This window comes from Aromatoleum bremense (assembly GCF_017894365.1).
Taxonomy (GTDB): Bacteria; Pseudomonadota; Gammaproteobacteria; order Burkholderiales; family Rhodocyclaceae; genus Aromatoleum; species Aromatoleum bremense.
In genome coordinates, this window is sequence record NZ_CP059467.1 from 323,897 (window position 1) to 349,239 (window position 25,343).

Here is a 25,343-nt window from a genome sequence, read left to right on the forward strand (position 1 = left end):
TCATCGGGCGGAAAATCCAAATGGAATTTTCCGGGAATTCTGGAGCGGGAAACGAGTCTCGAACTCGCGACCTCAACCTTGGCAAGGTTGCGCTCTACCAACTGAGCTATTCCCGCTGAAAGATCGCCATTATAGGTTCGTATTTCTGCCTGTCAACCGCTTTTGTTTCGAATATCCCGATCGTAGCGGGCAAGCTGCGGCATCGCACGGTGAAGGTAATAGCCCATCGACCACAACGTCAGGGCTGCTGCAATATAAATCAGGACGTTACCGATCACGCGAAGGTCCAGCGACAGCAACGGTGCATTGTAGAGCAGCAGCGGAATGGCCGTCATCTGCGCCGCCGTCTTCAACTTGCCGACGAAAGCGACCGCAACGCCGGCCGATTGCCCGACCCGCGCCATCCATTCGCGGAGTGCTGAAATCGTGATCTCCCGGCCGATGATGACGACGGCGATGATGGAATCGACGCGCGCGAGCTGCACAAGCAGGATCAGCGCCGCTGCAACCATCAGCTTGTCCGCGACCGGGTCGAGAAACGCGCCGAAGGCCGAAGTCTGGTTGAGTGCGCGGGCGAGATAACCGTCGAACCAGTCGGTGACGGCTGCGACGATGAAAATGACCGTTGCGACGAAGTTTTTCTCTTCGACGTCGAGCCAGCTGTCGGGAAGATAAAATACGCCGACAAACAGCGGAATCAGCGCAATGCGCGCCCAGGTCAGCGAATTCGGAACATTGAATAGCATTGAATGAGGCCCTTCGGGCCGGTGCGAGCGCGTCAATGCAGGGCATTGTATATCGCTTCCGCAGTCTTTCGGCTGACCCCGCCGACGCGGCACAGGTCCTCGACGGTCGCGGCGCGTACGCCGTCGAGTCCGCCGAAGCTCGCGAGCAGGTTGCGCCGGCGCGTCGGACCGATGCCTGGAATGTCCTCGAGCCGTGAACCGACACGTGTTTTCGCCCGCCTCGCGCGGTGGCCCGTGATTGCGAAGCGGTGGGCCTCGTCGCGGATTTCCTGGATCAGGTGCAGTGCCGGGTGGTCGATTGCGAGGTTCTGCGTGCGGCCGTCCGGAAAGACCAGCGTCTCCAGGCCGGGCTTGCGCTCCTCGCCTTTCGCCACCCCGACCATCGCGATCGATTCCAGCCCGACGTCAGCCAGCACCGAACGCGCCGAACTGACCTGCCCCTTGCCGCCGTCGATCAGTATCAGGTCGGGGCACACGCCCTCGCCGGCTGCGACCTTGCCATAGCGGCGCTCGAGCACTTGGCGCATGGCGGCGAAATCGTCGCCGGGAGTGATGCCGGTGATGTTGTAGCGACGGTATTCGGAGTTCTTCATCGCCCCATCGACGCTTACGACGCACGATGCGACGGTCGCTTCGCCCATCGTGTGACTGATATCGAAGCACTCGATTCGCCGCGGCGCCTCAGCCAGGTCGAGCGTCTCGCGCAGGGCTTCGAGGCGCATTTCGGCCCGGCCGGTGTCCCGCGCGCGGGCGATGATGGCGAGGCGCGCGTTGTTCTCCGCCATTCCCATCCACGCTTTTTCAGCCTGCAGACGCGGCGCGAGCAACGCGCAGGGCTTGTCGCGGATCTCGTCCATCAGCAGCCTGACCGGGGCGAGCGGCACATTCACGAGCAGCTTCGTCGGAAGCTCGTGTTCGCGGTAGTGCTGCTCGATGAACGCGAGCGCAGCGTCCAGCGTGCCGATCCCGGCCGTCACACTCGGAAACTGCGGACGGTCGCCGAGATGCCTCCCGCCGCGCACCATCGCGATGTTCACGCAGGTCACGCCGCCCTCCTCGACCGCGGCGATGATATCAACATCCTCGTCCTTGCGGCTGTCGACGAACTGGCGCTGCAGCACCGCCTGCAGCACGCGCACCTGGTCACGGCACGCCGCGGCCTCCTCGAACGCCAGGCGCTCGGCCGCGGCGTGCATGCGGGTCGTGAGGTCGTCGATGACTTCCGAGGCCCGACCCTCGAGGAAACGCGCCGCGAGCCTGACGTCGGCGGCGTAGGCGTCCTTGTCGATCAGGCCGACGCAGGGCGCGCTGCAGCGCTTGATCTGGTGCAGCAGGCACGGGCGCGAGCGGTTCTGGAACACCGGGTTTTCGCAGGTGCGCAGGCGGAACGTCTTCTGCAGCAGGTGGATGCTTTCGCGCACCGCCCATACGTTCGGGAACGGGCCGAAATAGCGCGCGCCTTTGGTGAAAGCGCCGCGGTGGTAAGCAAGACGTGGGAACCCGTCGCCGGACAGTTCGATGTACGGATAGGTTTTGTCGTCGCGAAACAGGATGTTGTAGCGCGGCGCGAGACTCTTGATGAGGTTGTTCTCGAGCAGCAGCGCTTCAGCCTCGGAGCGCGTCGGCGTGATGTCGACACGCAGGATCTGCGCGACCATCATCGCGATCCGCGGGCTCGGCTGGGTGCGCTGGAAGTAGCTCGACACGCGGCGCTTGAGATTCTTCGCCTTGCCGACGTAGAGGACCCGCTCGTCGGCGCCGATCATGCGATAGACGCCAGGTTCCTCGGGGACCGTCCTGAGGAAGGTCCGCGCGTCGAACAGTGTACCGGGAGCAGCCATGGTGAAGACCCCCGCGAGCGCGATCTAGGCCGCGTCCTCGACGAGGCCGGCGACGACGTCACGCGCCTGACGGTAGACGGGATGCAGTTCCAGCGCGAACGGATCGGCAGCTTGCGGACGCGAGCGCAACGCCTCGATGCGCGCCCGACTCTCCGGGGCGATGTCGGGTGCCCAGCGGTCGAGCAGGTCGACCGCGAGGTCGGGCCGGTTGCACACCAGCATCATGTCGCATCCGGCGCCGAAGGCGGCGCGCGCACGGGCAAGAATGTCGCCGACGACGGTTGCGCCTTCCATCGTCAGATCGTCGCTGAAGATCACGCCGCCAAAGCCGACGCGCCCGCGCAGGATGTCCTGCAGCCAGAAGCGCGAGAAACCGGCCGGATTCGGATCGACACGCGGGTAGATGACGTGCGCGGGCATCACGCCGGCCAGCTGGCGCCCGAGCCGGTGACGGTACGGGGCGATGTCCTCGGCCCAAATCGCATCGAACTCGCGTTCATCGACCGGGATCTCGACGTGCGAATCGGCTTCGGCATAGCCATGACCCGGAAAATGCTTGCCGACGCAACCCATGCCCGCCTCCGCCATGCCGGACACGAGCGACTGCGCGAGCGCCGCGACGACGAGCGGGTCGCGGTGGAAAGCCCGGTCGCCGACGACGCGGCTGCGACCGTAATCGAGATCGAGCACCGGCGTAAAGCTGAGGTCGACACCGTGCGCGAGCAGCTCGGCGGCGAGCACGTAGCCCGCGCAGCGCGCGGATTCGAGCGCGACAACATGGTCGCGCTCCCAGATGCGCCCCAGGCAGCGCATCGACGGAATGCGCGTGAAGCCGCCGGTACGGAAACGCTGCACCCGACCGCCTTCGTGATCGACCGCGATGATCAGCGCCGGGCTGCGCAGCGCATGGATCTCGGCGGTCAGCGCCCGCAACTGTTCCGAGTCGCGGAAGTTGCGGGCGAACAGGATCACGCCGCCGACCAGCGGGTCGAGCAGCCGCTCGCGCTCTTCATCCGTGAGCGCAAGACCTGCGACATCGAGCATCACCGGCCCGAGCGGCCGGACGGTGGCGGGCGAACCGGATTGGAAAGTCATCGTTTCTCGATCAGGGCGAAGGCGACGACGTAGTCCGCCTCGTCGGTGAGGCTCAAATGTGCATTGAGGCCGCGCTCGGCCAGAAAGCCGGCCAGCGCCGCGTCGTAGCAATACAGCGGCTTGCCGAGCTCATCGTGGTCGACCGCCACCGCGTGCAGCGTTGCCGGGATTGCGACGCCTGTTCCGAGCGCCTTGCCAAACGCTTCCTTTGCCGCGAAGCGCTTGGCGAGGAAACGTGCGGGGTCGCGGCTCGCCGCAAAGCCGTCGTGCTCGGACGCGGCAAGAATCCGCGCGGCGAAACGCGCCCCATGACGATCAAGCGAGCGCTGCATGCGTTCGACCTGCACGATGTCGGTACCGATGCCGTGGATCATGCGCTCCCGCTCATCGTCCGGCGCCGGCGGCCTCGCGCATCAGCCGCTTCATTTCGCGCACCGCCTCACGCAGGCCGGTGAATACCGAACGGCTGATGATGGCGTGCCCGATATGCAGTTCGCGCACCCCCGGCAACCGGGCGATCGGCTGCACGTTGTAATAATTCAGCGCATGGCCCGCGTTGAAGCGCATGCCGAGTGCCCGAATCGCCTCGCCGGCACGGCGGACCTTGTCGATCTGCTCCACGACCGCAGCACTCTCCGCATCGCGGCCGGCGGCATGGAACGCATGGGCGTAGGCGCCGGTATGGATTTCGCAGACCCGGGCGCCGATGCGTGCCGCCGCCTCGACCTGCTCGAGTTCGGCATCGATGAACACGCTGCTGACGATGCCGGCGTCGGCGAGCCGTCCGACGACGTCCTTCAGCCGCTTTTCCTGCGCCAGCACGTCGAGCCCGCCCTCGGTCGTCACCTCGTGGCGCCCCTCGGGCACCAGCATCGCCATCTCGGGCCTGAGCGCGCACGCGATGCCGACCATCTCATCGGTGGCCGCCATCTCGAAGTTCAGCTTGATCTGCGTGAGCTCGCGCAGCCTGCGCACATCCTCGTCCTGGATGTGGCGGCGGTCCTCGCGCAGGTGCACGGTAATGCCGTCGGCTCCGCCCAGATGGGCCTCCATCGCCGCCCAGGCGGGATCCGGTTCCCACGTGCGGCGCGCCTGGCGCAGCGTCGCGACGTGGTCGATATTGACGCCGAGTTCGATCACAGTTCCTGCAACTCCTTCAGCACCCGGCGCGACTGCAGCGGCTGTCCGCCAAGGTAGTGGTTGATCAGCAGGCGCAACAGCGCCTTGCTCTGGAAAAGGGTTTCGGTGCGGGAAAAATCGCCATGCGCCATGTCGAGCAGCGTCTGGCCGCTCACCCCCGGCAGGCCTTCGTCGTCGCTCGCGAGCCGTACCGGACCCTTCTCGATTATATAGACGTACTGCTGCGCGGGATCGACGGCCCTGTTCGAGTCGCCCTCGATGTCCAGGCCGACCCCGTAACCGAGTTCGCGCAGCAGCGTGAGTTCGAAGCGCCGCAGGATCGGCGCCACGTCGCCGCGTCCGAGCTGCGAAAGCGCGTCCGCGTAAGCCTCGAACAGCGCCGGATGCGCATCCTCGCGTGCGGTGAGCCGCACCAGCAATTCATTGAGGTAGTAACCGCACATCAGCGCCCGACCGGTGAGCAGCGGCTGCCCGCCGCGCCATTCCGCGCGCACCAGGGTCTTGACCTCGCCCCCGCCGGACCAGTCCATCAGCAGCGGCTGGAAAGCCATGATCACGCCGCGCAGCGCCGACATCGGCCGGCGCGCACCCTTGGCCACCAGCGCGACCCGGCCGTGGTCCCGCGAGAAAATCTCGACGATCAGGCTGGTTTCGCGCCACGGATAAGTGTGCAGGACGAATGCAGGTTGCTGGTCGATGCGCTGCTTCTGGCTCACGGCCCCACGCGCACGGTCGGATTATTCGTAGCCGAGACTCTTGAGCGCCCGTTCGTCATCGGCCCAGCCGCTCTTGACCTTGACCCACACCTCGAGGAACACCTTGCTGTCGAAGAGCTTTTCGAGCTCGACACGCGCCTCGGAGGCGATGCGCTTGAGTTGCTCGCCGCCCTTGCCGATGACGATGCCCTTGTGGCTGGACCTGTCGACCACGACGGCTGCATAAATGCGACGTAGGTTGCCTTCCGTCTCGAACTTCTCGATCTCGACGGCGACGCCGTAGGGCAGTTCGTCGCCGAGCAGGCGGAACAGCTTCTCGCGCAGGAATTCCGCCGCCAGGAAACGTTCGCTGCGGTCCGTGATCTCGTCGGCGCCGTACATCGGCTCGCCCTCGGGCAGCAACGGGGTAGCCGCCTTCACGAGCGCTTCGACGTTGGTGCCGCGTTCGGCACTCAACGGCACGATTTCGGTGAAGGGATAGACTTCCGCCATCTTCGCGATGAACGGCAGGAGCTGGCTCTTGTCGCCAAGCCGGTCGACCTTGTTGATGACCAGCACCACTTTCGCATCGCCAGGCAGCACCGAGACGACCTTGCGGTCGTCGTCGCCGAAGCGCCCGGCCTCGATCACCAGGAACACCAGATCGACGTCGCCGAGCACCTGCGACACGGTGCGGTTCATCGAGCGGTTCAGCGCGTTGCGATGCCGTGTCTGGAAGCCGGGCGTATCGACGAACACGAACTGCGCGTCGTCGCTCGTCAGGATACCGGTGACGCGATGCCGCGTGGTCTGGGCCTTGCGGGAGACGATGCTGATCTTCTGCCCGATCAACCGGTTCAGCAAAGTCGACTTGCCAACGTTGGGGCGCCCGACGATGGCGACGAAACCGGTGCGAAACGGCACCTTGTCATCGGCTTGCGGCGTATTTTCCTGATTCATTGCTTCCTCAACTGGGCCAGCGCGAGCTCCGCCGATTGCTGTTCTGCGGCACGGCGGCTGGGGCCACGGCCGGTGGTGCGAAGATTCAGTGCGTTGACCTCACACACCACCTCAAATTCCTGCGCATGGGCTTCGCCGTGGACCTTGGCCATCACATAGGTCGGCAACGGCAGCTTGCGCCCCTGCAGCAGTTCCTGCAACGCGGTTTTCGGGTCTTTCGCGGCGACGTGCGGATCGATCGCGGCGATCATCGGACCGTACAGGCGATCGATCACCGCCTTCGCGGCGGCGAAACCCTGATCGAGAAATGTCGCGGCGAACACCGCCTCGAGCGCATCCGCGAGAATCGACGGACGGCGAAAGCCGCCGCTCTTCATCTCGCCTTCGCCCAGACGAAGATATTCGCCGAGGTCGAGTTCCAGCGCGACCCGGTGCAATCCGTCCTGGCACACCAGCGATGCGCGCAGGCGCGACATCTCGCCTTCGCGCAGGCCCGCGAAACGCTCGAACAGCGCAATCGCCACGACGCAGTTGAGGACGCTGTCGCCGAGAAACTCCAGGCGCTCGTTGTTGGGCTGTCCGAAACTGCGATGCGTGAGGGCCTGCTCCAGCAGCGCCGGATTGTCGAACCGGTGTCCGAGGCTGCACTGCAGGCGGTCGAGCTTGCCTGCCACTATTGCTCGGCCGACGTGGCCTGGAAGTCGAACAGCAGGCTGACGTTCCCTGCCACCGGCACCTTGCGTTCGTAAACAACTTCGACGACCGTCTTCCCGCCCGGCCTCGAGATGTCGAGGTCTGCCCCGCTGACCGTGACGACGTCGTCGATCTGCCGGCGCCGGTCGAAACTGCGGCGCAGTTCGGGCGTTGCCACGCCGTTGTCGCCTTCTTCCGCAACCAGTTTTACGTTGCGCTTGATGGCCAGGTATTCGTTGATCGCCGGCACGGTCCGGAAAGCGACCAGCAACGCCGAGCCCAGCAGCGCCCCGACAATCAGCACGCCGATCAGGCTAAGACCCAGTTGTCTGCTTTTCATGCGTTTAAGTTCTCCGTATCAATGGAAACCACCGATGCGCTTCATGTCGCTGAAGTTGAACCAGATGAAAAATGCGCGCCCGACAATGTTCTCGTCCGGCACGAAACCCCACACGCGGCTGTCGCTGCTTGCGTCACGGTTGTCGCCCATGACGAAATAATGCCCCTCCGGCACGGTGCAGGTTACCCCGGCCGTCGTGTAGGTGCAGTTTTCGCGGTACGGGAAGTCCAGCACATGCGGAACGAATGCCGGCGTATTACGCTCGATCAGCACCGAATGATTGACGTCGCCGAGTTTCTCGGCGAACCGCGGGGAATAGTAGAGGCGATCCGGGTGGAGGTAGTCGGCCTGGGGTGCGAGTTCGACCATTTCACCGTTGATCCGCAGTCGCTTGTTCAGGTATTCGACTTTGTCGCCAGGCAGGCCGACCACACGCTTGATGTAGTCGAGGGAGGGATCGGCGGGATAGCGGAACACCATCACGTCGCCGCGTTTCGGGTCCTCGACGTCGATGATCTTCTTGTTGATCACCGGCACGCGAATGCCATAGACCCATTTATTGACGAGGATGAAGTCCCCCACGAGCAGCGTCGGAATCATCGAGCCCGATGGAATCTTGAACGGCTCGACGAGAAAGGATCGCAGCGCGAACACGATCAGGATGACCGGGAAAAAGCTCGCCCCGTACTCGACCCACCACGGAGAAGGGGATCCCGGGGCGCGTCGTTTGCGCGCGACGAAGCGATCGATCAGCCACAGCACTCCGGTGGCGACAAGCAGCAGAAACAATACAAGGGCGAAATTCACACGGACTCCGTATCGAAGCGTTCCGGCGCCATTACGCCGGACTGCGCATCATTTGCCTTCATCGACCCGTAGCACGGCGAGGAAAGCTTCCTGCGGGATCTCCACGTTGCCCACCTGCTTCATCCGCTTCTTGCCCTCCTTCTGCTTTTCGAGCAGCTTCTTCTTGCGCGAGATGTCCCCGCCATAGCACTTGGCGAGCACGTTTTTGCGTAGCGCCTTGATCGTTTCACGGGCGATGATGTGGGAGCCGATCGCCGACTGGATCGCGACATCGAACATCTGGCGCGGAATCAGTCCGCGCAGTTTCGCCGCGACCTCGCGCCCGCGGTACTGCGCCGAGGCACGATGGACGATCACCGACAGGGCATCGACCTTCTCGCCGCCGACCAGCAGGTCGAGCTTGACGAGATCGGCTGCACGGTACTCCTTGAACTCGTAGTCGAGCGACGCGTAGCCGCGTGAAACGGATTTCAGCTTGTCGAAGAAGTCCATCACGACTTCGTTCATCGGCAGATCGTAGATCAGCTGCACCTGACGACCGTGGTAGCGCATGTCGACCTGAGCGCCGCGCTTGAGGTTGCACAGCGTGATGACCGGCCCGACGTAGTCCTGGGGCAGGAAGATCGTCGCGGTGATGATCGGTTCGCGGATCTCGGCGATCTTCGATTGGTCAGGGAGCTTCGCCGGGTTCTCGACGCGGATCACCTCGCCGCTGTTCATCACCACTTCATACACCACCGTCGGCGCGGTGGTGATGAGGTTCATGTCGAACTCGCGCTCGAGCCGCTCCTGCACGATGTCCATGTGCAGCAGGCCGAGAAAGCCGCAGCGGAACCCGAAACCGAGCGCCTGCGAGACTTCCGGCTCGTACTGCAGCGAGGCGTCGTTGAGCCGGAGTTTCTCGAGCGAATCGCGCAGCTGGTCGTATTCGCTCGATTCGACCGGGTAAAGTCCGGCGAACACCTGCGGCTTGATCTCCTTGAAGCCGGGCAGGGGCTCACTCGCCGGGCGCGTCGCGAGCGTCACCGTGTCGCCGACTTTCGCCGCCTGCAGTTCCTTGATCCCGGCGATGATGAATCCGACCTCGCCAGCCGAAAGTTGGGGGCGCCCCACGGACCGCGGCGTGAACACGCCGACCTGGTCGCACGGGTACTGCGCGCCGTTGGCCATCAGCAGGATGCGGTCCTTGGGCTTGAGCACACCATCGACGACGCGCACCAGCATCACGACGCCAACGTAATTGTCGAACCATGAGTCGATGATCAGCGCCTTCAGCGGCGCGTTCGGGTCACCCTTCGGCGGCGGCACGCGGCGCACGACGGTCTCCAGCACATCCTCGATGCCGAGCCCGGTCTTCGCTGAACACAGCACCGCTTCGGACGCATCGACGCCGATCACGTCCTCGATCTCCTTGCGCGCGCTCTCGGGATCGGCGGCCGGCAGATCGATCTTGTTCAGGACCGGAACGACTTCGACATTCTGCTCGATCGCGGTATAGCAGTTCGCCACGGTCTGCGCCTCGACGCCTTGCGAGGCATCGACGACGAGCAGCGCGCCTTCGCACGCCGACAGCGAGCGGCTGACCTCGTACGAAAAATCCACGTGGCCCGGCGTGTCGATCAGGTTGAGGTTGTAGACCTGCCCGTCCTTGGCCGTGTACTGCAGCGCGGCCGTCTGGGCCTTGATCGTGATTCCGCGCTCGCGCTCGAGATCCATCGAATCGAGAACCTGCGCCTCCATCTCGCGATCGGACAAGCCCCCGCAGAAATGGATGAGCCGATCCGCCAGCGTGGACTTGCCGTGATCGATGTGGGCGATGATCGAAAAATTTCGGATATGTTGCATGCGACAACAAAAGAAAGGTGCCGTGCGGCACCTTGGATGAATTGGTTGACCTAGCTAAGGCGCGGATTCTAGCGGAAAACGTCGGCAATAGGCACGAACGGCCGCCGCGTCGAGCCGGTAGCGGCACAGTTCGGTGTCGCCGCCGAGCACGACCGGGACCAGTTCGTTCCAGCGTGCCTCGAGTTCGGGGTCGGCATCGACGTCGAGAACGCGCAGCGTCCAACCGAGCTCCGTCGCGAGCGGCCCGAGCTCATCGAGCAGATCGTGGCACAGGTGGCACCACTCGCGACTCATGACCACCAGCTCGCGCACCGCGCTCATTCGCCCGCCTGCAGCGTCACGTAGGAAGTCCCCTCGCCGCGCTGCACGAGCAGCGTCACCTGCTGGCCGTCCTTGAGCCCTGCGACGGCGCGCGTGAAGGCCGCGACCGATTTCAGCGGGACCTGCCGGCCACCCGACACCAGCGCGAGGATGAAGTCGCCACGCTGCAATTCCGCGCGCGCGGCAGCGCCCTGCACGCGCTCGACGATCAGTCCGTGCTCGACCTCGCGCTCGCGCCGCTGGGCCGGCGTCGGTTCGGCGACCACGAGACCCAGCTTGTTTGGCGCCGGCTGCGGGCGCTCGCTGCGCCGCGTACGGGCGGGCGCGTCGTCCTGCCATTCGCCGACCGTCACGCTCAGTTCGCGCGGTTCGCCATTGCGGTACACCCGCACGTTGACACGCGAGGAGGGCCGGCTCGCTGCGACGATACGGGGCAGATCAGCCGATGCCTCCACGCTCTTGCCGCCGAAACTCACGATGACGTCGCCCTGTTCCACGCCGGCACGGGCTGCCGGGCCGTCGGGTTCGACCGCACTCACGAGCGCCCCTGCGGCCCGCGGCAGACCGAAGCTCTCCGCGAGCACGCGCGTCACCTCCTGTATCGCGACCCCGATCCGCCCACGCTGCACGCGGCCGGTGGTGCGCAGCTGCTGCTGGACATCCATCGCGACGTTGATCGGGATCGCGAACGACAACCCCATGAACCCGCCCGTCTGGCTGTAGATCTGTGAATTGATGCCGACGACCTCGCCGCGGAGATTGAATAGCGGGCCGCCGGAATTGCCCGGATTGATCGCGACATCGGTCTGGATGAACGGGACGAAGTTCTCGTCGGGAAGGCTGCGGCCGGTCGCACTGACGATCCCTGCCGTCACGGAGTGATCGAAACCGAACGGCGACCCGATCGCGACGACCCATTCGCCCACCTTCAGCTTGTCCGGATCGCCGATCACGAGCCTCGGCAAGTCCGTCGCCTCGATCTTGATCAGAGCGACATCGCTGCGCGTGTCCGCGCCGATCACCCGGGCGCGGAATTCGCGCTTATCGACGAGCCGGACCAGGATTTCGTCCGCCGCATCGACGACGTGTGCATTGGTGAGGATGTAACCGTCGGCACTGATGACGAACCCCGAACCGAGCGAGCGGTTTTCAGGATCTGCCCTCGGCAGCTCGGGCTTGCGGGGGATGAAGCGACGAAAAAAATCGAACATCGGATCGTTTTCATCGAAACCCGGAAACAACGCCGTGCCCTCTTTCGGCGACTGGCTCGTGCTGATATTCACGACAGCGGCGCCTTGGCGCTGCACGAGCTCGGTAAAGTCCGGCAGCGATACGGCGGCGACCGCGATCGGCATCAGCGACGACATCACGACCGCGACCAGACAACGAAACACCGTGCTCCACGACGTCATGAGGACGTTCCCGCCTGGTGCCCGCACGACGCCGGCTCCCGCACCATTTCGACGTCGAACGCCTGGCGCAGCTTCGCGCTGCGTAGCACGAAGCGATTCAACGCCACCGACGCGGCAAGGCCTCCAACGCCTCCGGTCAGCGCGAACAGATCGCCCTGCCCTTCGGCCGCCCAGCCGGTGCCGAGCGCCGCGCCGACGAGGAGCAGGACGACGCCCAGGCCATAGCCGAGCAAGGCACCGCGCAGAGGAGCAGCGTCGTCGATGCGGATGCGTACGGCGTCGCCCGCTTCGGCACCGATCCGGTTCGGCAGCCTGAACACTTTGTCGGGCGCTTTCAGCGCATAGGCAAGCCCGGTCGAGCGGCACCCGCCCGGCTCGTCACAGCGGCCACATCCTCCCGGACGATCATCAATGCGAACCCACGCCTCGCCGTTTTCCGCGCGGGTAACCACAGCCCTGGCTTCGATCATCGCGCGACCGGCTCAATCCCGTCGCCCAACCTCTGGACTGCCCGCAGAGGAACCTCGCCGAGCGTCGTGACCAGGTGGCCGGCGACGACGCGCTTGTACGTGTTTATCGCACCGCTCGGTGCCAGCGGCCCCGCACTGTTGACGGCACCATCCGGGGCCAGCGGTTCGATGAACACCGAGATTGCGGCAAGGCCGTCACTGAATACGAAATGGAGAACTTCGGCGCGGTCACGCCCTATCGGACGTCGCACGATCGACATCATCGAGTACCCGGGCAGCGGCGTGGTCAACACCCAGCCGCTCTCTTCCTTTCCCACCTCGACCCCATGGGCACGGACGACGCGCCATCGGTCGTCCTTGACATAGCGCGGCTTGAAGGCCTCGGTCGCAATCTCGCCGCCGATCTTCACATCGCCGAAAGTGAACTGCTCGATGATCTCGCCACGCTCGTCGATCGTGCGAGCCTTGAGCAACAGGCCGGACTGGACTTCGGCCCACAACAGATGGCCGTATCGCAGGTCGTCCTTGGGCTCCAGGATGATGAGCTGCGCGTCGAGCCCGGCCACGCGGCTCGATTCGCCCTTGCGGATGCGGTAATTCTCGGTGAGGCTCCCGAACGATGCCGGAAGTCGTGCGGGAAACGCGCGCTGGCCGCCCGGCTGGTCGATTATGACGATCTTCTGGTCCGGCAGGACGCATCGCACTTCGCTGTTGGTCCGGATCACCTCGCGAGGGCTTCCGTCGAGTACCTCGAGCCGCTCGTGTTCCGTCCCACCCGCGTCGACCATGTGTGAGATCCGGGAGGTTTCGAAATTCTTGCCCGACTGATAGATGAAGGTTCCCGAGTAGGTCAAGCGTTGTCCTGCAGTGGCGATGCGCCCCAGCCAGGATACGGGGTCGCTCGGTGCCTGCGCCAGAACCTGAGTCTGGGCGAACAGCAGGCACAGACCCAACGCAGCGGCAAAACCTCTCATCGATTGACGTCCTGTCTCACATCCGAAACTGTCCGGACGTGCTGGATGACGCCCGAAAGCGGTCCGCCGGAGGTCATTGCCTGATGCGCGAAGAGATATTCGCGGTGGCGGTCGACCTGGGGTGAGGTGGTCATGGTCCCCACCGGGACGGAAACGTTTTCCACTGTCTGAAGGCCATTGACGGCGCTCGCTGTGCGGACGTCTCCTTCGGGCCCGGCATATAGTGTGTGCGCGACCCACCCGACAGCGGCGACGCCCATGATCGACGCCGCAAGCGGCATCAGGGATCGTCGCGCCCGAGGCCGTGCGCCCCCCGGCTGCCCGCTGGCGGAGCCGGAAGCGGGAGGAGCAAGCACCGTGGGCTCCGCTTCGATGCCGGCCATCACCCGGGCGACCAGACCAGGAGAAGTGTCCCGGGCCCCGCGCAGGACGTCTCCTATGGTGCAGTATGTTTCCCAGTCGGAGCGCAAAGACCGATCTCGACGGATCGAGTCAAACACCGGGCCCATCGCCTGTTCGTCCAGATCGCCATCCAGCAGTGCCGACAGTTTGTCCTTCATGAGTACCACCTACCAACGTTTGTCAGGAGCCGTATCCAGCAGCGGCCGCAGTCGTTCAGCAATTGCCTCGCGCGCCCGGAAAATCCGGGACCGGACCGTCCCGATGGGACAATCCATGATGCTCGCGATCTCTTCGTAGCTAAGGCCTTCCAGTTCTCTCAGCATGATCGCGGTGCGCAATTCTTCGGGCAGCGCCTCCATGGCCTCATCCACCGTTTGCCCGATCTGGCGCGTCATCATCAGCCTTTCGGGCGTATTGATGTCGCGCAAGTTGTCGCCTTCCTCGAAGGTTTCCGCCTCTTCCGAATCGAACCCGGTCGATGTCGGTGCACGACGGCTCTGGGATACCAGGTAGTTCTTAGCGGTGTTGATTCCGATCCGGTAAAGCCAAGTGTAAAAAGCACTGTCGCCCCTGAAAGAACCCAAGGCACGGTAAGCCTTGATGAACGTCTCCTGGGCGACGTCCTCTACCTCGGCAGAATCGCGAATCAACCGCGAAAGCAGCCTATGCAACTTGCGTTGGTATTTTGTTACCAGCAAGCCGAAGGCTTGCTTGTCGCCGCGCTGAACGCGTTCGACAAGCTGCTGATCAATTTCGCGATCGCTCATGAGCGGGTCGTTTCTCTAGGTTGGGCAAAATCCGCGCCAGTATAACGACCGCCCATGAGTCCGGCAAAGCCGAAGCTATTGCAACAGACACAGCCTTCCAGGAATAGTTCAGACGGCAAAGGGGTCTTGTGATTCCGGCGAATCCAATGTATGCGTGGACTCCGGCCCTTCCCTGCGGCGTGCTATATTCCGGCGCGCGACCGACCCTGGATGCTCACGACCTTGTCAATACAATACGACGTACTCATTCTTGGCAGTGGCGCCGCTGGCCAATCGCTGGCGTTGCGCCTTGCGGACCATCTGCGCGTTGCGCTGGTGACCAAACGTTCCATCGCGGATAGCGCGAGTTCCTGGGCGCAGGGCGGCATTGCAGCGGTACTTGACGCCACCGACAGCATCGAAGCCCATATACAGGACACCTTCACGGCGGGCGCGGGCCTTTGCGACCCGGCGGCGACCCGCTTTGTCGTGGAGCACGGTAAGGCTGCGATCGAATGGCTCATACGCCGGGGCGTTCCCTTCACCCGGGAGGACCAGTCCGCGATCGGATACCACCTGACGCGTGAGGGCGGGCACTCCCATCGCCGCATCATCCACGCAGCCGATGCCACCGGGGCCGCCGTCCAGGCCACGCTCACCGAGCGCGTCTGCGCGCATCCGAACATCCACATTCTCGAGAACCACATCGCGATCGACCTGATCCTCGGCGAGAAGGTCGGACGCAGTGGCGAAGGCTGCCTCGGGGCCTACGTGCTCGACATCGCCGATGGACGCGTGATCACGATCGCGGCGCGCAGCACCGTGCTCGCAACCGGAGGCGCCGGCAAGGCCTACCTCTACACGACGAATCCGGACGTCGCCACCGGCGACGGGATCGCGATGGCCTGGCGCGCCGGTTGTCGCGTCGCGAACCTCGAGTTCATCCAGTTTCATCCGACCTGCCTCTATCATCCCCAAGCCAAGTCGTTCCTGATTTCCGAGGCCGTTCGAGGCGAAGGCGGCGTCCTGAGACTCCCCGATGGCACACGCTTCATGCCGGAGCACGACCCGCGGGCGGAGCTTGCCCCGCGCGACGTCGTGGCCCGCGCAATCGACTTCGAGATGAAGAAACGCGGCCTCGACTGCGTCTATCTCGATATCAGCCACAAGCCGGCCGACTGGCTGCGGGAACATTTCCCGAATATCCACGCGCGCTGCCTCGAACTCGGCATCGACATGACGCGCGAAGGCATTCCCGTCGTCCCGGCGGCCCATTACACCTGCGGCGGCGTCGTCACAGACCTGGCCGCTCGTACCGACGTAGCCGGCCTCTATTGCGTCGGTGAGTCGGCGTGCACCGGCCTGCATGGCGCGAACCGGCTTGCGAGCAACTCGCTGCTCGAATGCCTGGTATTCGGGGAAGCGGCCGCGAAAGACATCCAGGCGCGCCCCCGCGACCCGATTCCTGCGCTGCCCGAGTGGGACGAGAGCCGGGTGACCGATGCCGACGAAGAGGTCGTGATCGCCCACAACTGGGCAGAACTGCGGCGAGCGATGTGGGACTACGTCGGCATCGTCAGGACAACGAAGCGCCTGCAGCGCGCTCAGCACCGGATCCGCCTGCTGACGAGCGAGATCAATGAGTTCTACTCGAACTTCCGCGTGACCAACGATCTCATCGAACTGCGCAATCTGGTCGTCACTTCCGATCTCATCGTGCGTTGCGCGCTCGAGCGCAAGGAAAGCCGCGGCCTGCACTTCTCGCGCGACTATCCGGGACTGCTCGACGAGGCTCTCCCGACGATCCTGCAGCCCCGAAAAACCTGATTCTACGGTTTCCCGCCCGGGTTTTCGCGCACCCCCACCTCTTCCCGGGCGGCACGAACCTTCTGCCGCAACCAGATGCGCAGCGCCCGCCACTGTCCACCGGGCAGGTTACCGGGTAGCAGCATGATCGACCCGCGACAGCGCGTACCGGCACCCTCCGCCTCGTCGCGTCGCCACTGCAGCCACGCCGCCCATCCAAAATCGGTGCACCCCGTCTCCGGTAGCAGCGTCGCGACTTCGCTGCCGTCGCGAAGCGTTCCATCATTCTCAAGGGTCAGAACTCGCCCCGCCTTGCTCCACTCGACGCGCAGGCCGGCGAAGAGCGATACGGCGAGCACGAAAAGAACAGGATAGAGAGCCAGCCCGGAAAGCGACGAACGCAGAAATGCGATCGCCGCGATCGTGTGGATCGCGGCGATCATAATCAGTGCCTGCCGGGATGGCCTGAGCGGCAGTTCGAGCGGATAGCGCATGCGGAGCGCTATCCCGCCCGTTCAGATGCGACGAAACGCCAGCGTGCCGTTCGTGCCCCCGAACCCGAACGAATTCGAAAGCGCCGCCCGGATCTCCATCGGACGCGCCTTGTTCGCGACGTAATCAAGATCGCACCGCTCGTCCTGCTCGAAAATGTTGATCGTCGGCGGAGCGATCTGGTTGTGCAGGGCCAGCGCGGTGAACACCGCTTCCACACCTCCCGCGGCCCCGAGCAGATGACCGGTCATCGACTTGGTGGAGTTCACCGCGATCGACTTTGCCCGATCGCCGAAACAGCGCTTTACCGCGGTCGTCTCGGCCACGTCTCCAAGCGGCGTCGAAGTGCCGTGGGCGTTGACGTAGTCGATCTCCTCGACCGTCATGCGGGCATCGCGCATCGCGTTCGCCATGCAGCGCGCGGCGCCGTCGCCGTCCTCGGCCGGTGCCGTCATGTGATAAGCATCGGCGCTCATGCCGTAGCCGGATATTTCCGCGTAGATACGGGCGCCCCGCGCCTTTGCGTGCTCGTACTCTTCGAGGACCAGCACGCCGGCGCCTTCGCCGAGCACGAAACCGTCGCGCCCCTTGTCCCACGGACGGCTGGCAGTAAGCGGATCATCGTTGCGCGTCGACAACGCCTTCGCCGAGGCAAAGCCGCCGACGGCGAGCGGAGTGACGGTGGATTCGGCGCCGCCGGCCACCATCACATCGACATCCCCGTACTGGATGAGGCGGGCTGCCTCGCCGATGCAGTGCGTCGCCGTGGTACATGCGGTGACCATCGCCAGGCACGGGCCCTTCAGTCCGAGCATGATCGACAGGTTGCCGGCGATCATGTTGATGATCGTGCCGGGAATGAAGAACGGGGAAATCTTGCGTGCCCCGCCCTTGAGGAAATCGTCGTGGGTCGCTTCGATCATCGGCAGACCGCCGATCCCCGATCCGATGTTGACCCCTATGCGTTCCGCATTGGAGGCGGTAACGTCCAGTCCGGCATCCCTGAACGCCTGGATGCCCGCTGCCAGGCCGTAGTGAATGAAAATATCCATGCGGCGCGCCTCCTTGGGAGAAAGGTAGGCGCCGATGTCGAAACCCCTCACCTCGCCGGCAATCCTGACCGGGAAGCTGGAGGCATCGAAACGCGTGATTTCGCCGATGCCGGAGCGGCCGTTGACAATGTTGTCCCAGGCCTCCGGAACGGTATTACCGACCGGCGAGATGATCCCGAGACCGGTAATGACGACTCTGCGACGGGTCAATGTTCGCTCCGGTAATCAGATTTATTTCTTCAGATGAGCGGTGACGTAGTCAATCGCCTGCTGAACCGTGGTGATCTTCTCGGCCTCTTCGTCCGGGATTTCGCACTCGAATTCTTCTTCCAGCGCCATGACCAGTTCGACGGTGTCCAGCGAATCCGCGCCCAGATCGTCGACAAAAGACGACTCGGTCTTGATCTCCGATTCGTTCACGCCCAACTGCTCGGCGACAATCTTCTTGACGCGCTGTTCGATGTTCTCCATGAACAAACTCCTTCCCTGAATGATCCAGATATGAATAAAAAAGCCGGCGTATTCTACCAAAAAGGATGGCAACCGCTATCGCGGCCGGCGCTCACGACATGTACATACCACCATTCACGTGCAGGGTCGTCCCGGTCACGTAAGCAGCGGCGGGTGAAGCAAGGAAGGCGACCGCCGCGGCGATCTCCTCCGGTCGGCCAAGACGACCGAGCGCGATGTTGCCCAGCAGCGCATCGCGCGCGGCCTCGGGCAGTGCGCGGGTCATGTCGGTGTCGATGAATCCGGGTGCAACGCAATTGACAGTGATGTTGCGGCTGCCGAGTTCGCGCGCGAGGGCGCGGCTCATGCCGGCTACCCCGGCCTTTGCTGCCGCATAGTTCGCCTGTCCGGGATTGCCGGCGCTGCCGACCACCGAAGTGATGTTGATGATGCGCCCGCCGCGCGCCTTCATCATCCCGCGCATGACCAGGCGCGACATGCGGAAGACGGACTTGAGATTGGTGTCGATCACCGTATCCCATTCGTCGTCCTTCATGCGCAGCGCGAGATTGTCGCGCGTGATGCCCGCATTGTTCACGAGAATGCCGACCGCGCCAAAACGCTTTTCGATCTCTCCGATCGCTGCCTCGCAGGCAGCGCCGTCGGTCACGTCGAGCGCGAGGCCGCAGCCTTCAACGCCGGCTTCCAGCAGGCTCTTGCCGATTTCCGCTGCGCCCGCTTCCGAAGTCGCCGTCCCGACGACCGTGGCGCCGAGCCGACCCAGTTCGAGTGCGATGGAGCGGCCGATACCACGTGAAGCGCCGGTCACCAGCGCCACTGCCCCTTTCAGGGGTGAATTCGTTGCGCTCATTTCACCGCCGCGATCGAGAGTTCGAGACTGGCGGCGTCGTGAATCGAGCCCCCCTGCAAGTCACCTGCGATCCGCCTGGTCATCCCCGCGAGCACTTTGCCCGGGCCACATTCGAAGACGTGGCCGATGCCGCGCCGGGAAATTTCCTGGACGATTTCGATCCAGCGCACCGGCGAGAACGCCTGGCGGACCAGTGCGTCGCGGATTCCAGCGGGCTCATCGCACACCGCGACATCGACGTTGTTCAGCACCGCGATCTCGGGCCGCGCGATCGTGACCGTCGCGAGGCGCTCGGCCAGCCGCTCGGCTGCCGGCCTCATCAGCGCGCAGTGGAACGGGGCGCTGACCGGCAACAACATCGCGCGCTTCGCGCCGCGCCCCTTCGCCGCCTCGATCGCGCGTTCGACCGCACCCTTTGCTCCGGCAATGACGATCTGGCCCGGCGCGTTCAGGTTCGCCGCTTCGACGACCTCGCCGCGGGACGCCTCGGCGCATGCCTCGCGAACCGCATCGACGTCGAGGCCGAGCAGCGCTGCCATTGCCCCCTCGCCTGCCGGAACCGCCTCCTGCATCGCTTGCGCACGAAAGCGCACCAGCGGCACGGCATCCTTGAAGCTCAGCGCTCCGGCGGCGACCAGCGCGGAGTATTCCCCGAGGCTGTGACCGGCGACGAGCGAGGGCTTCGGCCCGCCGGCAGCCAGCCACGCACGGTACGCGGCGACCCCGGCGGTGAGCATCAGCGGCTGGGTATTCACCGTCAGCGCGAGCCGTTCTGCCGGCCCCTCGCTCACCATCTGCCACAAATCCTCGCCGAGTGCATCCGACGCTTCGGCAAAGGTGTCGCGAATCTCGGCCCGTTCACCGTAGGCCGACATCATGCCGACCGATTGCGACCCTTGTCCCGGAAAAACCAGCGCAAAAACCATCGTATCCGTCCTGTATCAGAATTGGAGCAGCGCCGCGCCCCAGGTGAAGCCGCCACCTACCCCTTCGATGATGAAGCGGTGCCCCGGCCGGATACGGCCATCGCGGACGGCGAGGTCGAGCGCCAGCGGAATCGATGCCGCGGAGGTGTTGCCGTGGCGATCGACGGTCGTGATCACTTTGTCCATCGAGACGCCGAGACGGCGCGCAGTCGCCTGCAGGATGCGGATATTCGCCTGGTGGGGAATCAGCCAGTCCACCGAGTCGACCGTGACGCCCGCCTGGTCGAGCACTTCCAGCGCGACGTCGCCCAGCGCCCTGACCGCGAACTTGAACACGGCCTGGCCGTCCATGCGCAGGAACGGGTCGCCGACGACTTGGCCAGCCGCCACCCCCCCCGGAACGCACAGAATCGGATGATGGCTTCCGTCGGCGTGCAGCGCGCTCGCCAGGATTCCCGGCGCCTCGGCCGCTTCGAGCACGACCGCGCCGGCGCCGTCACCGAACAGGACGCAGGTGCCGCGATCGGACCAGTCGAGAATGCGCGAGAACACTTCGGCGCCGACGACCAGCGCGCGCTTGTGGCTGCCGGAGCGGATGAACTTCTCGGCAATCGTCAGCCCGTAGACGAAACCGCTGCAAACCGCCTGCACGTCGAACGCGGCAGCGCCATTGCGAATGCCGAGCTTCCACTGGAGCAGTGCGGCGGTGCTGGGAAAGATGCAGTCGGGGGTGGAGGTCGCGACGATGATCAGGTCGATGTCGTCGGGCCGCACTCCTGCCGCTTCGAGCGCGCGCTCGCTCGCTGTCTTCGCCAGATCGCTCGACGACATTTCCGCCGCCGCCAGATGCCGAGTGCGGATTCCGGTCCGTTCGATGATCCATTGGTCCGACGTATCGATACCGCGCGCCACCAAGTCATCGTTGGTTACCGGCTCGCCCGGCAGAAAGCTGCCAGTTCCGGCGATCCGTGCGTAGATCATGCTGCTACCCCCATAGCCGTCATCCGTTCGGTAATGCGCTCGATCAAGCGGTTCGATGCCGCCTCGGCGGCGCGGTGGATTGCCTGCTCGAACGCGAACGCATCGGCCGAGCCGTGACTCTTGACGACTACGCCGCGCAATCCGAGCAGCGCCGCGCCGTTGTACCGACGGTGATCGACGCGATGCTTGAAGCGCTTGAGCGCCGGCATCGCGATCAGCGCCATCGCCTTGCTGAGCAGATTGCGGCTAAATTCTTCGCGCAGAAAAGTCGCCAGCATCTGCGCCAGCCCTTCGGAGGTCTTCAACGCGACGTTGCCGACGAATCCGTCGCACACCACGACGTCGGTCGTACCCTTGTAGATGTCGTCACCTTCGACATTGCCGTAGAAGTTCAGACCGCTCGTTTTCAGCAACTCCCCGGCCCGCTTCACCACCTCGTTGCCCTTGATCGCTTCTTCGCCGATGTTGAGCAGACCAACCGTCGGCCGGTCGAGATGCTCGACGGCCGACACCAGCATTGCGCCCATGATGCCGAACTGGAGCAGATGCTCGGGCAGGCAGTCGACGTTGGCACCCAGATCGAGGACGTACGTCTGCCCCTTGCGCGTCGGCAAAATGGTGGCGATCGCCGGCCTGTCGATTCCCGGCAAGGTTTTCAGCACAAAGCGCGAAATCGCCATCAGCGCGCCGGTGTTGCCAGCCGACACTGCAGCCTGCGCCTCACCCGACTTCACCAAGTCAATCGCCACGCGCATCGACGAATCCTTCTTCGTGCGCATGGCGATTGCCGGAGGGTCGTCCATGGCGACGACTTCTGACGCGGCGCGGAGCGAAAGCCGCTCGCCGAATCCGTTCCCGATGGCGGCCATCGCCTGCTCGAGCGCATCTTGGCGCCCGACGAGGATGATGCGGGCTTCGGGATGATTGCGCAGGAACGCTCGCGCAGCAGGAACGGTCACGGCCGGGCCATGATCGCCACCCATGCAGTCGATCGCAACGGTGACACCCATCGGCTTCTCGCGTGGCTCGAACAATTGATTCGGATGAAAAAACGGCGCAGGCGCACAAGGCGCCGCGCCGTTTCCGGTAACCGGACTTATTCGCCCTTGGTCTTGACGACCTTCTTACCGCGGTACACGCCGCTCGGGCTGATATGGTGACGCAGATGCACTTCACCGGTGGTCGGCTCGACCGCCAGCGGAGGATCGGTCAGAAAATCGTGCGCACGGTGCATGCCACGCTTCGAAGGGGACTTCTTGTTCTGCTGAACAGCCATGAAACGCTCCTAATACAAATATCGCGCCTAAGTTGCGCTATCGCTCTTGCGAAGCTTCTCGAGCGCAGCAAAAGGCGATTTCTTTTCCGCCCCGTCCGAAGGACGTGGCACGTCACACTTTTCATGCCGCGGCGCTATGGGCACCGCGAGTACGATTTCGTCCTCGACGAGCGCCAGGACATCCAGATCCGGCGTCGCTTCGATCGCATCGAATTCATCGTTTTCCAGCTCGCCTTCCGGAATCGCCTGCCCGGGCCTGACCAGTTCGAGCAGCGTTTCGATGCTCAGCGGCCAATCCATTCGACCCAGGCACCGCTGACACCGCAACGGGAACACTCCGGTGGCGCGCAGCCTGAGGCGCGGCTTGCGATCCACCCCCAGCTCCCCTGTCAGCTCATAGGCGACTTCCCCGGAGGCATCAAGGATCACATCCGCGAGCCGCCCGAGATCCGCAGACGGGATTGCGCCGGACAGCTTGCGCCCCTCGGCGGCAAACTTGAACGGATCCGGAATAAGGCATCGTTGCGACATAAGGCGCGCATGATATTATTTTCGGCTTGCCCTGTCAAAATAGCTGAAGCACCCGTGCGATATTCGATCGCCGGCATTGCCTTGGGCAACCGCCTGAAATCAATCTCTACTCCCGCGATACGCCCGACACCGATGAAACTCGTCCTCGCTTCGACCTCCGCGTACCGGCGCCTGCTGCTCGAGCGTCTCCAGCTACCGTTCGAGACGGCCCGCCCCGACGTCGATGAAACGTCCTTGCGCGGCGAGATGCCGGCGGATACGGCGAATCGCCTCGCAGTGGAGAAAGCGCGCGCGGTTGCGGTGCGATATCCGGACGCGCTGGTCATCGGCAGTGACCAGGTTGCCGACCTGGACGGCGAAATCTTCGGCAAGCCCGGGACGGTCGCGGCCGCCATCGGACAGCTGCGACGCATGCGAGGTGCGACGGTGATATTCCATACCGCGGTGGCACTGGTCAACGCACGCAGCGGGCAGGTCCGTTGCGAGAACGTCCCGACACGGGTGAAGTTTCGCGAGCTGTCCGACGACGAGATCGTTCGTTACGTCGACAAGGAACGTCCGCTCGATTGCGCCGGCAGCGCGAAGTCCGAAGCGCTGGGAATCACGCTGCTCGACTCGCTGTCCGGCGACGATCCGACCGCGCTGGTCGGCCTGCCGCTGATCGCGCTGTCGCGCATGCTGCGGGCCGAAGGCCTCCAGCTGCCATGAAGCCGCCATCCGGAACGTTGTTCCTGGTGCCGGTGAGCCTCGGCGACACGTCGTGGACGCGCTTCCTGCCGGCCGAAGCGCAACACATCGCGACAGGCATCCGTCACTTCGTCGTCGAAAACGCCAAGACGGCGAGAGCCGAACTCAAGCGCCTCGAACATCCAACCCCACTGCGCGAGCTGGACATCCGCGTCTTGCCCGAACGGGACAGCGACGCCGAGCTCGACGCGCTGCTCCAGCCGGCGCTTGCCGGGGAGCACATCGGGCTGATGTCCGAGGCCGGGTGCCCGGCCGTTGCCGATCCGGGAGCACGACTCGTGGCCCGCGCGCATGCGCTGGAGGTCGCAGTCCGTCCGCTGATCGGACCTTCGTCGATCCTGCTCGCGCTGATGGCCTCAGGGCTCAATGGCCAGAGCTTCGCGTTCAACGGCTATCTCCCGGTGGCCGAAGGCGAGCGCGACCGGAGCATCCGCCAACTCGAAGAAGAGTCACGCCGGCTGCAGCGCACGCACATCTTCATCGAGACGCCCTACCGCAACGAGCGGCTCTATGAAGCGCTGCTCGCGGTCTGCCACCCGACTTCGCGCCTGTGTGTCGCGCGCAACCTGACGACCGACGACGAATGGATCCGCACGCGCAGCATCGCCGAATGGCAGCGCGCCCCCAAGCCGGATCTCGCGCGGCGCCCTGCCCTGTTCCTCATTCTGGCGCGCTGATCCGACCCGTTCCAGCAGGCACCGGAGACGGTCAGCGCAGGCTGACGCGCCCGAGCGAACTCATCACGCTTTCCGCAACGTTCGCGCCAAATTGCTGCGCGAAGCGTTCGGCAAAGTTCCGCCGCTGCGTGAAATCCTTCACCTCCTCGGCGTTGAACACGTTGCGCGCGACTGACTCGACCGTGCCGTAATCGTCCGCGAGACCCAGTTCGATGCTGCGCTCGCCAGTCCACACCAGCCCCGAAAACATCTCCGGGATCTCCTTCAACCGGTCGCCTCGCCCGTTGCGCACCACCTTGATGAACTGCTGGTGGATGTCGTCGAGCAATACCTTCGCGTGAGCCAGATGACTCGCCCGCTGCGGCGAAAACGGGTCGAGGAACCCCTTGCTCTCGCCGGCCGACAGCAGGCGCCGCTCCACGCCGAGCTTGTCCATCGCACCGACGAAGCCGAAGCTGTCCATCAGGACGCCGATCGATCCGATCAGGCTCGCCTTGTCGACGTAGATGCTGTCCGCCGCGACGGCAACGTAATAGCCGCCCGACGCGCATACATCCTCCACGACTGCGACCACCTTCAGATCCGGCCGCGTTCCGCGCAGTCGCGCGATTTCGTCGTTGATCATCCCCGCCTGCACCGGGCTGCCGCCAGGGCTGTTCACGCGCAGCACGATGCCGCGCACCGCCGGGTCCGCGAACGCCTCCTGCAGCGACGCGATCACCTGCCCGGCGCTCGCCTCGCTGCCCGAATCGATGACGCCTTCGACGGATACCATCGCCGTATAGCTCCGGCCCTCGGCGCGCTTTTCGGCGGAGGCGCCCCAATCCCCCATCAGGTAAATCACCGCGCCAAGGAATCCGAACCCCACGAACTTGAAGAAAATTCCCCAGCGGCGTCGACGTCGCTGCTCGACAAGCGCTTCGAGGGCGAGTCGTTCGAGCACGCTCCGCGCCCAGTCATCGTCACGCTTGTCGCTATCCATCATCCTGTTCCGTCAAATAAACGTCGCCATCATGTTCAACGACCGGCACGAGCGTGAGTTTCCGC

The 25,343-nt window shown here is 64.4% G+C and carries 30 protein-coding genes and 1 tRNA gene; 3 read left to right on the plus strand and 28 right to left on the minus strand.

Going from position 1 to position 25,343, the window contains the following annotated elements:
• Nucleotides 1–40: 40 nt before the first annotated feature.
• From pbN1_RS01470 to rpoE, 18 genes are all read right to left on the minus strand, one after another.
• Nucleotides 41–116, minus strand: a tRNA-Gly gene (locus tag pbN1_RS01470).
• A gap of 36 nt (nt 117–152) precedes the next feature.
• Nucleotides 153–746, minus strand: coding sequence for a CDP-diacylglycerol--glycerol-3-phosphate 3-phosphatidyltransferase (gene pgsA / locus pbN1_RS01475; protein ID WP_169202154.1), 594 nt, complete (start codon nt 744–746; stop codon nt 153–155).
• Nucleotides 747–778: 32 nt separating this feature from the next.
• Nucleotides 779–2,587, minus strand: a complete 1,809-nt coding sequence (gene uvrC, locus pbN1_RS01480) for an excinuclease ABC subunit UvrC (RefSeq protein ID WP_169202100.1) — start codon at nt 2,585–2,587, stop codon at nt 779–781.
• Between the two features lie 24 nt (nt 2,588–2,611).
• The gene (gene nagZ, locus pbN1_RS01485) at nt 2,612–3,682 is read right to left on the minus strand and encodes a beta-N-acetylhexosaminidase (RefSeq protein ID WP_169202101.1); all 1,071 of its coding nucleotides are present in this window, start codon (nt 3,680–3,682) and stop codon (nt 2,612–2,614) included.
• Complete coding sequence (gene acpS / locus pbN1_RS01490) at nt 3,679–4,056, minus strand: holo-ACP synthase (protein ID WP_169202102.1); 378 nt, start codon at nt 4,054–4,056, stop codon at nt 3,679–3,681. Before acpS ends, nagZ begins: the two co-directional genes overlap by 4 nt.
• A gap of 10 nt (nt 4,057–4,066) precedes the next feature.
• Nucleotides 4,067–4,822 (minus strand): pyridoxine 5'-phosphate synthase, encoded by a 756-nt coding sequence (locus pbN1_RS01495; protein ID WP_169202103.1) that lies wholly within the window; start codon nt 4,820–4,822, stop codon nt 4,067–4,069.
• A complete protein-coding gene (gene recO, locus pbN1_RS01500) occupies nt 4,819–5,538 on the minus strand; it encodes a DNA repair protein RecO (protein WP_169202104.1) in 720 nt (239 codons plus the stop codon). Before recO ends, pbN1_RS01495 begins: the two co-directional genes overlap by 4 nt.
• Before the next feature lie 21 nt (nt 5,539–5,559).
• Nucleotides 5,560–6,477, minus strand: a complete 918-nt coding sequence (era, locus tag pbN1_RS01505; protein ID WP_169202105.1) for a GTPase Era — start codon at nt 6,475–6,477, stop codon at nt 5,560–5,562.
• Nucleotides 6,474–7,151, minus strand: a complete 678-nt coding sequence (rnc, locus tag pbN1_RS01510; protein WP_169202106.1) for a ribonuclease III — start codon at nt 7,149–7,151, stop codon at nt 6,474–6,476. The genes era and rnc overlap by 4 nt, the downstream gene beginning before the upstream one ends.
• Nucleotides 7,151–7,510 (minus strand): DUF4845 domain-containing protein, encoded by a 360-nt coding sequence (locus pbN1_RS01515; protein WP_169202107.1) that lies wholly within the window; start codon nt 7,508–7,510, stop codon nt 7,151–7,153. The genes rnc and pbN1_RS01515 overlap by 1 nt, the downstream gene beginning before the upstream one ends.
• A gap of 18 nt (nt 7,511–7,528) precedes the next feature.
• Nucleotides 7,529–8,317: a signal peptidase I gene (lepB, locus tag pbN1_RS01520; RefSeq protein WP_169202108.1), complete on the minus strand. Its 789-nt coding sequence runs from the start codon at nt 8,315–8,317 to the stop codon at nt 7,529–7,531.
• Nucleotides 8,318–8,365: 48 nt separating this feature from the next.
• A complete protein-coding gene (lepA, locus tag pbN1_RS01525; protein WP_169202109.1) occupies nt 8,366–10,162 on the minus strand; it encodes a translation elongation factor 4 in 1,797 nt (598 codons plus the stop codon).
• A gap of 54 nt (nt 10,163–10,216) precedes the next feature.
• The gene (locus tag pbN1_RS01530; RefSeq protein ID WP_169202110.1) at nt 10,217–10,483 is read right to left on the minus strand and encodes a glutaredoxin family protein; all 267 of its coding nucleotides are present in this window, start codon (nt 10,481–10,483) and stop codon (nt 10,217–10,219) included.
• Entirely contained in the window at nt 10,480–11,895 is a 1,416-nt protein-coding gene (locus pbN1_RS01535; RefSeq protein WP_169202111.1) for a DegQ family serine endoprotease, read from the minus strand. Before pbN1_RS01535 ends, pbN1_RS01530 begins: the two co-directional genes overlap by 4 nt.
• Nucleotides 11,892–12,365, minus strand: coding sequence for a SoxR reducing system RseC family protein (locus tag pbN1_RS01540; RefSeq protein WP_169202112.1), 474 nt, complete (start codon nt 12,363–12,365; stop codon nt 11,892–11,894). The genes pbN1_RS01535 and pbN1_RS01540 overlap by 4 nt, the downstream gene beginning before the upstream one ends.
• On the minus strand, nt 12,362–13,339 hold the full coding sequence (locus pbN1_RS01545) for a MucB/RseB C-terminal domain-containing protein (RefSeq protein ID WP_169202113.1): 978 nt from the start codon (nt 13,337–13,339) through the stop codon (nt 12,362–12,364). The genes pbN1_RS01540 and pbN1_RS01545 overlap by 4 nt, the downstream gene beginning before the upstream one ends.
• Complete coding sequence (locus pbN1_RS01550; RefSeq protein WP_169202114.1) at nt 13,336–13,899, minus strand: sigma-E factor negative regulatory protein; 564 nt, start codon at nt 13,897–13,899, stop codon at nt 13,336–13,338. The genes pbN1_RS01545 and pbN1_RS01550 overlap by 4 nt, the downstream gene beginning before the upstream one ends.
• A gap of 9 nt (nt 13,900–13,908) precedes the next feature.
• The gene (gene rpoE, locus pbN1_RS01555) at nt 13,909–14,508 is read right to left on the minus strand and encodes an RNA polymerase sigma factor RpoE (RefSeq protein WP_011238912.1); all 600 of its coding nucleotides are present in this window, start codon (nt 14,506–14,508) and stop codon (nt 13,909–13,911) included.
• Nucleotides 14,509–14,718: 210 nt separating this feature from the next.
• Here rpoE and nadB point away from each other — a divergent pair, with 210 nt between their 5' ends.
• A complete protein-coding gene (gene nadB / locus pbN1_RS01560) occupies nt 14,719–16,314 on the plus strand; it encodes an L-aspartate oxidase (RefSeq protein WP_425305747.1) in 1,596 nt (531 codons plus the stop codon).
• A 2-nt stretch (nt 16,315–16,316) separates the two neighbouring features.
• Here the strand turns inward: nadB and pbN1_RS01565 are convergent, their stop codons facing one another.
• The 9 genes from pbN1_RS01565 to pbN1_RS01605 all read right to left on the minus strand — a co-directional run bounded on the left by pbN1_RS01565 (nt 16,317) and on the right by pbN1_RS01605 (nt 22,872).
• The gene (locus pbN1_RS01565) at nt 16,317–16,787 is read right to left on the minus strand and encodes a protein YgfX (RefSeq protein ID WP_169202116.1); all 471 of its coding nucleotides are present in this window, start codon (nt 16,785–16,787) and stop codon (nt 16,317–16,319) included.
• A gap of 21 nt (nt 16,788–16,808) precedes the next feature.
• Nucleotides 16,809–18,047: a beta-ketoacyl-ACP synthase II gene (gene fabF, locus pbN1_RS01570; RefSeq protein ID WP_169117860.1), complete on the minus strand. Its 1,239-nt coding sequence runs from the start codon at nt 18,045–18,047 to the stop codon at nt 16,809–16,811.
• 21 nt (nt 18,048–18,068) lie between these two features.
• The gene (acpP, locus tag pbN1_RS01575) at nt 18,069–18,308 is read right to left on the minus strand and encodes an acyl carrier protein (RefSeq protein ID WP_011238908.1); all 240 of its coding nucleotides are present in this window, start codon (nt 18,306–18,308) and stop codon (nt 18,069–18,071) included.
• 91 nt (nt 18,309–18,399) lie between these two features.
• Nucleotides 18,400–19,158 carry a 3-oxoacyl-ACP reductase FabG gene (gene fabG, locus pbN1_RS01580; RefSeq protein WP_169202117.1) on the minus strand — a complete coding sequence of 253 codons (759 nt, stop codon included), beginning with the start codon at nt 19,156–19,158 and terminating at the stop codon, nt 18,400–18,402.
• Nucleotides 19,155–20,084, minus strand: a complete 930-nt coding sequence (gene fabD / locus pbN1_RS01585) for an ACP S-malonyltransferase (RefSeq protein WP_169202118.1) — start codon at nt 20,082–20,084, stop codon at nt 19,155–19,157. Before fabD ends, fabG begins: the two co-directional genes overlap by 4 nt.
• A gap of 15 nt (nt 20,085–20,099) precedes the next feature.
• Nucleotides 20,100–21,065 (minus strand): beta-ketoacyl-ACP synthase III, encoded by a 966-nt coding sequence (locus pbN1_RS01590; RefSeq protein WP_169202119.1) that lies wholly within the window; start codon nt 21,063–21,065, stop codon nt 20,100–20,102.
• A complete protein-coding gene (plsX, locus tag pbN1_RS01595; protein WP_169202120.1) occupies nt 21,062–22,075 on the minus strand; it encodes a phosphate acyltransferase PlsX in 1,014 nt (337 codons plus the stop codon). The genes pbN1_RS01590 and plsX overlap by 4 nt, the downstream gene beginning before the upstream one ends.
• Before the next feature lie 86 nt (nt 22,076–22,161).
• Entirely contained in the window at nt 22,162–22,341 is a 180-nt protein-coding gene (gene rpmF / locus pbN1_RS01600; RefSeq protein ID WP_169117865.1) for a 50S ribosomal protein L32, read from the minus strand.
• Nucleotides 22,342–22,368: 27 nt separating this feature from the next.
• Entirely contained in the window at nt 22,369–22,872 is a 504-nt protein-coding gene (locus tag pbN1_RS01605) for a YceD family protein (RefSeq protein ID WP_169202121.1), read from the minus strand.
• A 132-nt stretch (nt 22,873–23,004) separates the two neighbouring features.
• Between pbN1_RS01605 and pbN1_RS01610 the strand changes: the two genes are divergently transcribed.
• Together pbN1_RS01610 and pbN1_RS01615 are read left to right on the plus strand one after the other, a co-directional pair.
• On the plus strand, nt 23,005–23,580 hold the full coding sequence (locus tag pbN1_RS01610; RefSeq protein ID WP_169202122.1) for a Maf family protein: 576 nt from the start codon (nt 23,005–23,007) through the stop codon (nt 23,578–23,580).
• Nucleotides 23,577–24,296: an SAM-dependent methyltransferase gene (locus pbN1_RS01615; RefSeq protein WP_169202123.1), complete on the plus strand. Its 720-nt coding sequence runs from the start codon at nt 23,577–23,579 to the stop codon at nt 24,294–24,296. Before pbN1_RS01610 ends, pbN1_RS01615 begins: the two co-directional genes overlap by 4 nt.
• A 31-nt stretch (nt 24,297–24,327) precedes the next feature.
• Here the strand turns inward: pbN1_RS01615 and pbN1_RS01620 are convergent, their stop codons facing one another.
• A complete protein-coding gene (locus pbN1_RS01620) occupies nt 24,328–25,278 on the minus strand; it encodes a S49 family peptidase (protein ID WP_210147633.1) in 951 nt (316 codons plus the stop codon).
• Nucleotides 25,279–25,343: the final 65 nt, after the last annotated feature.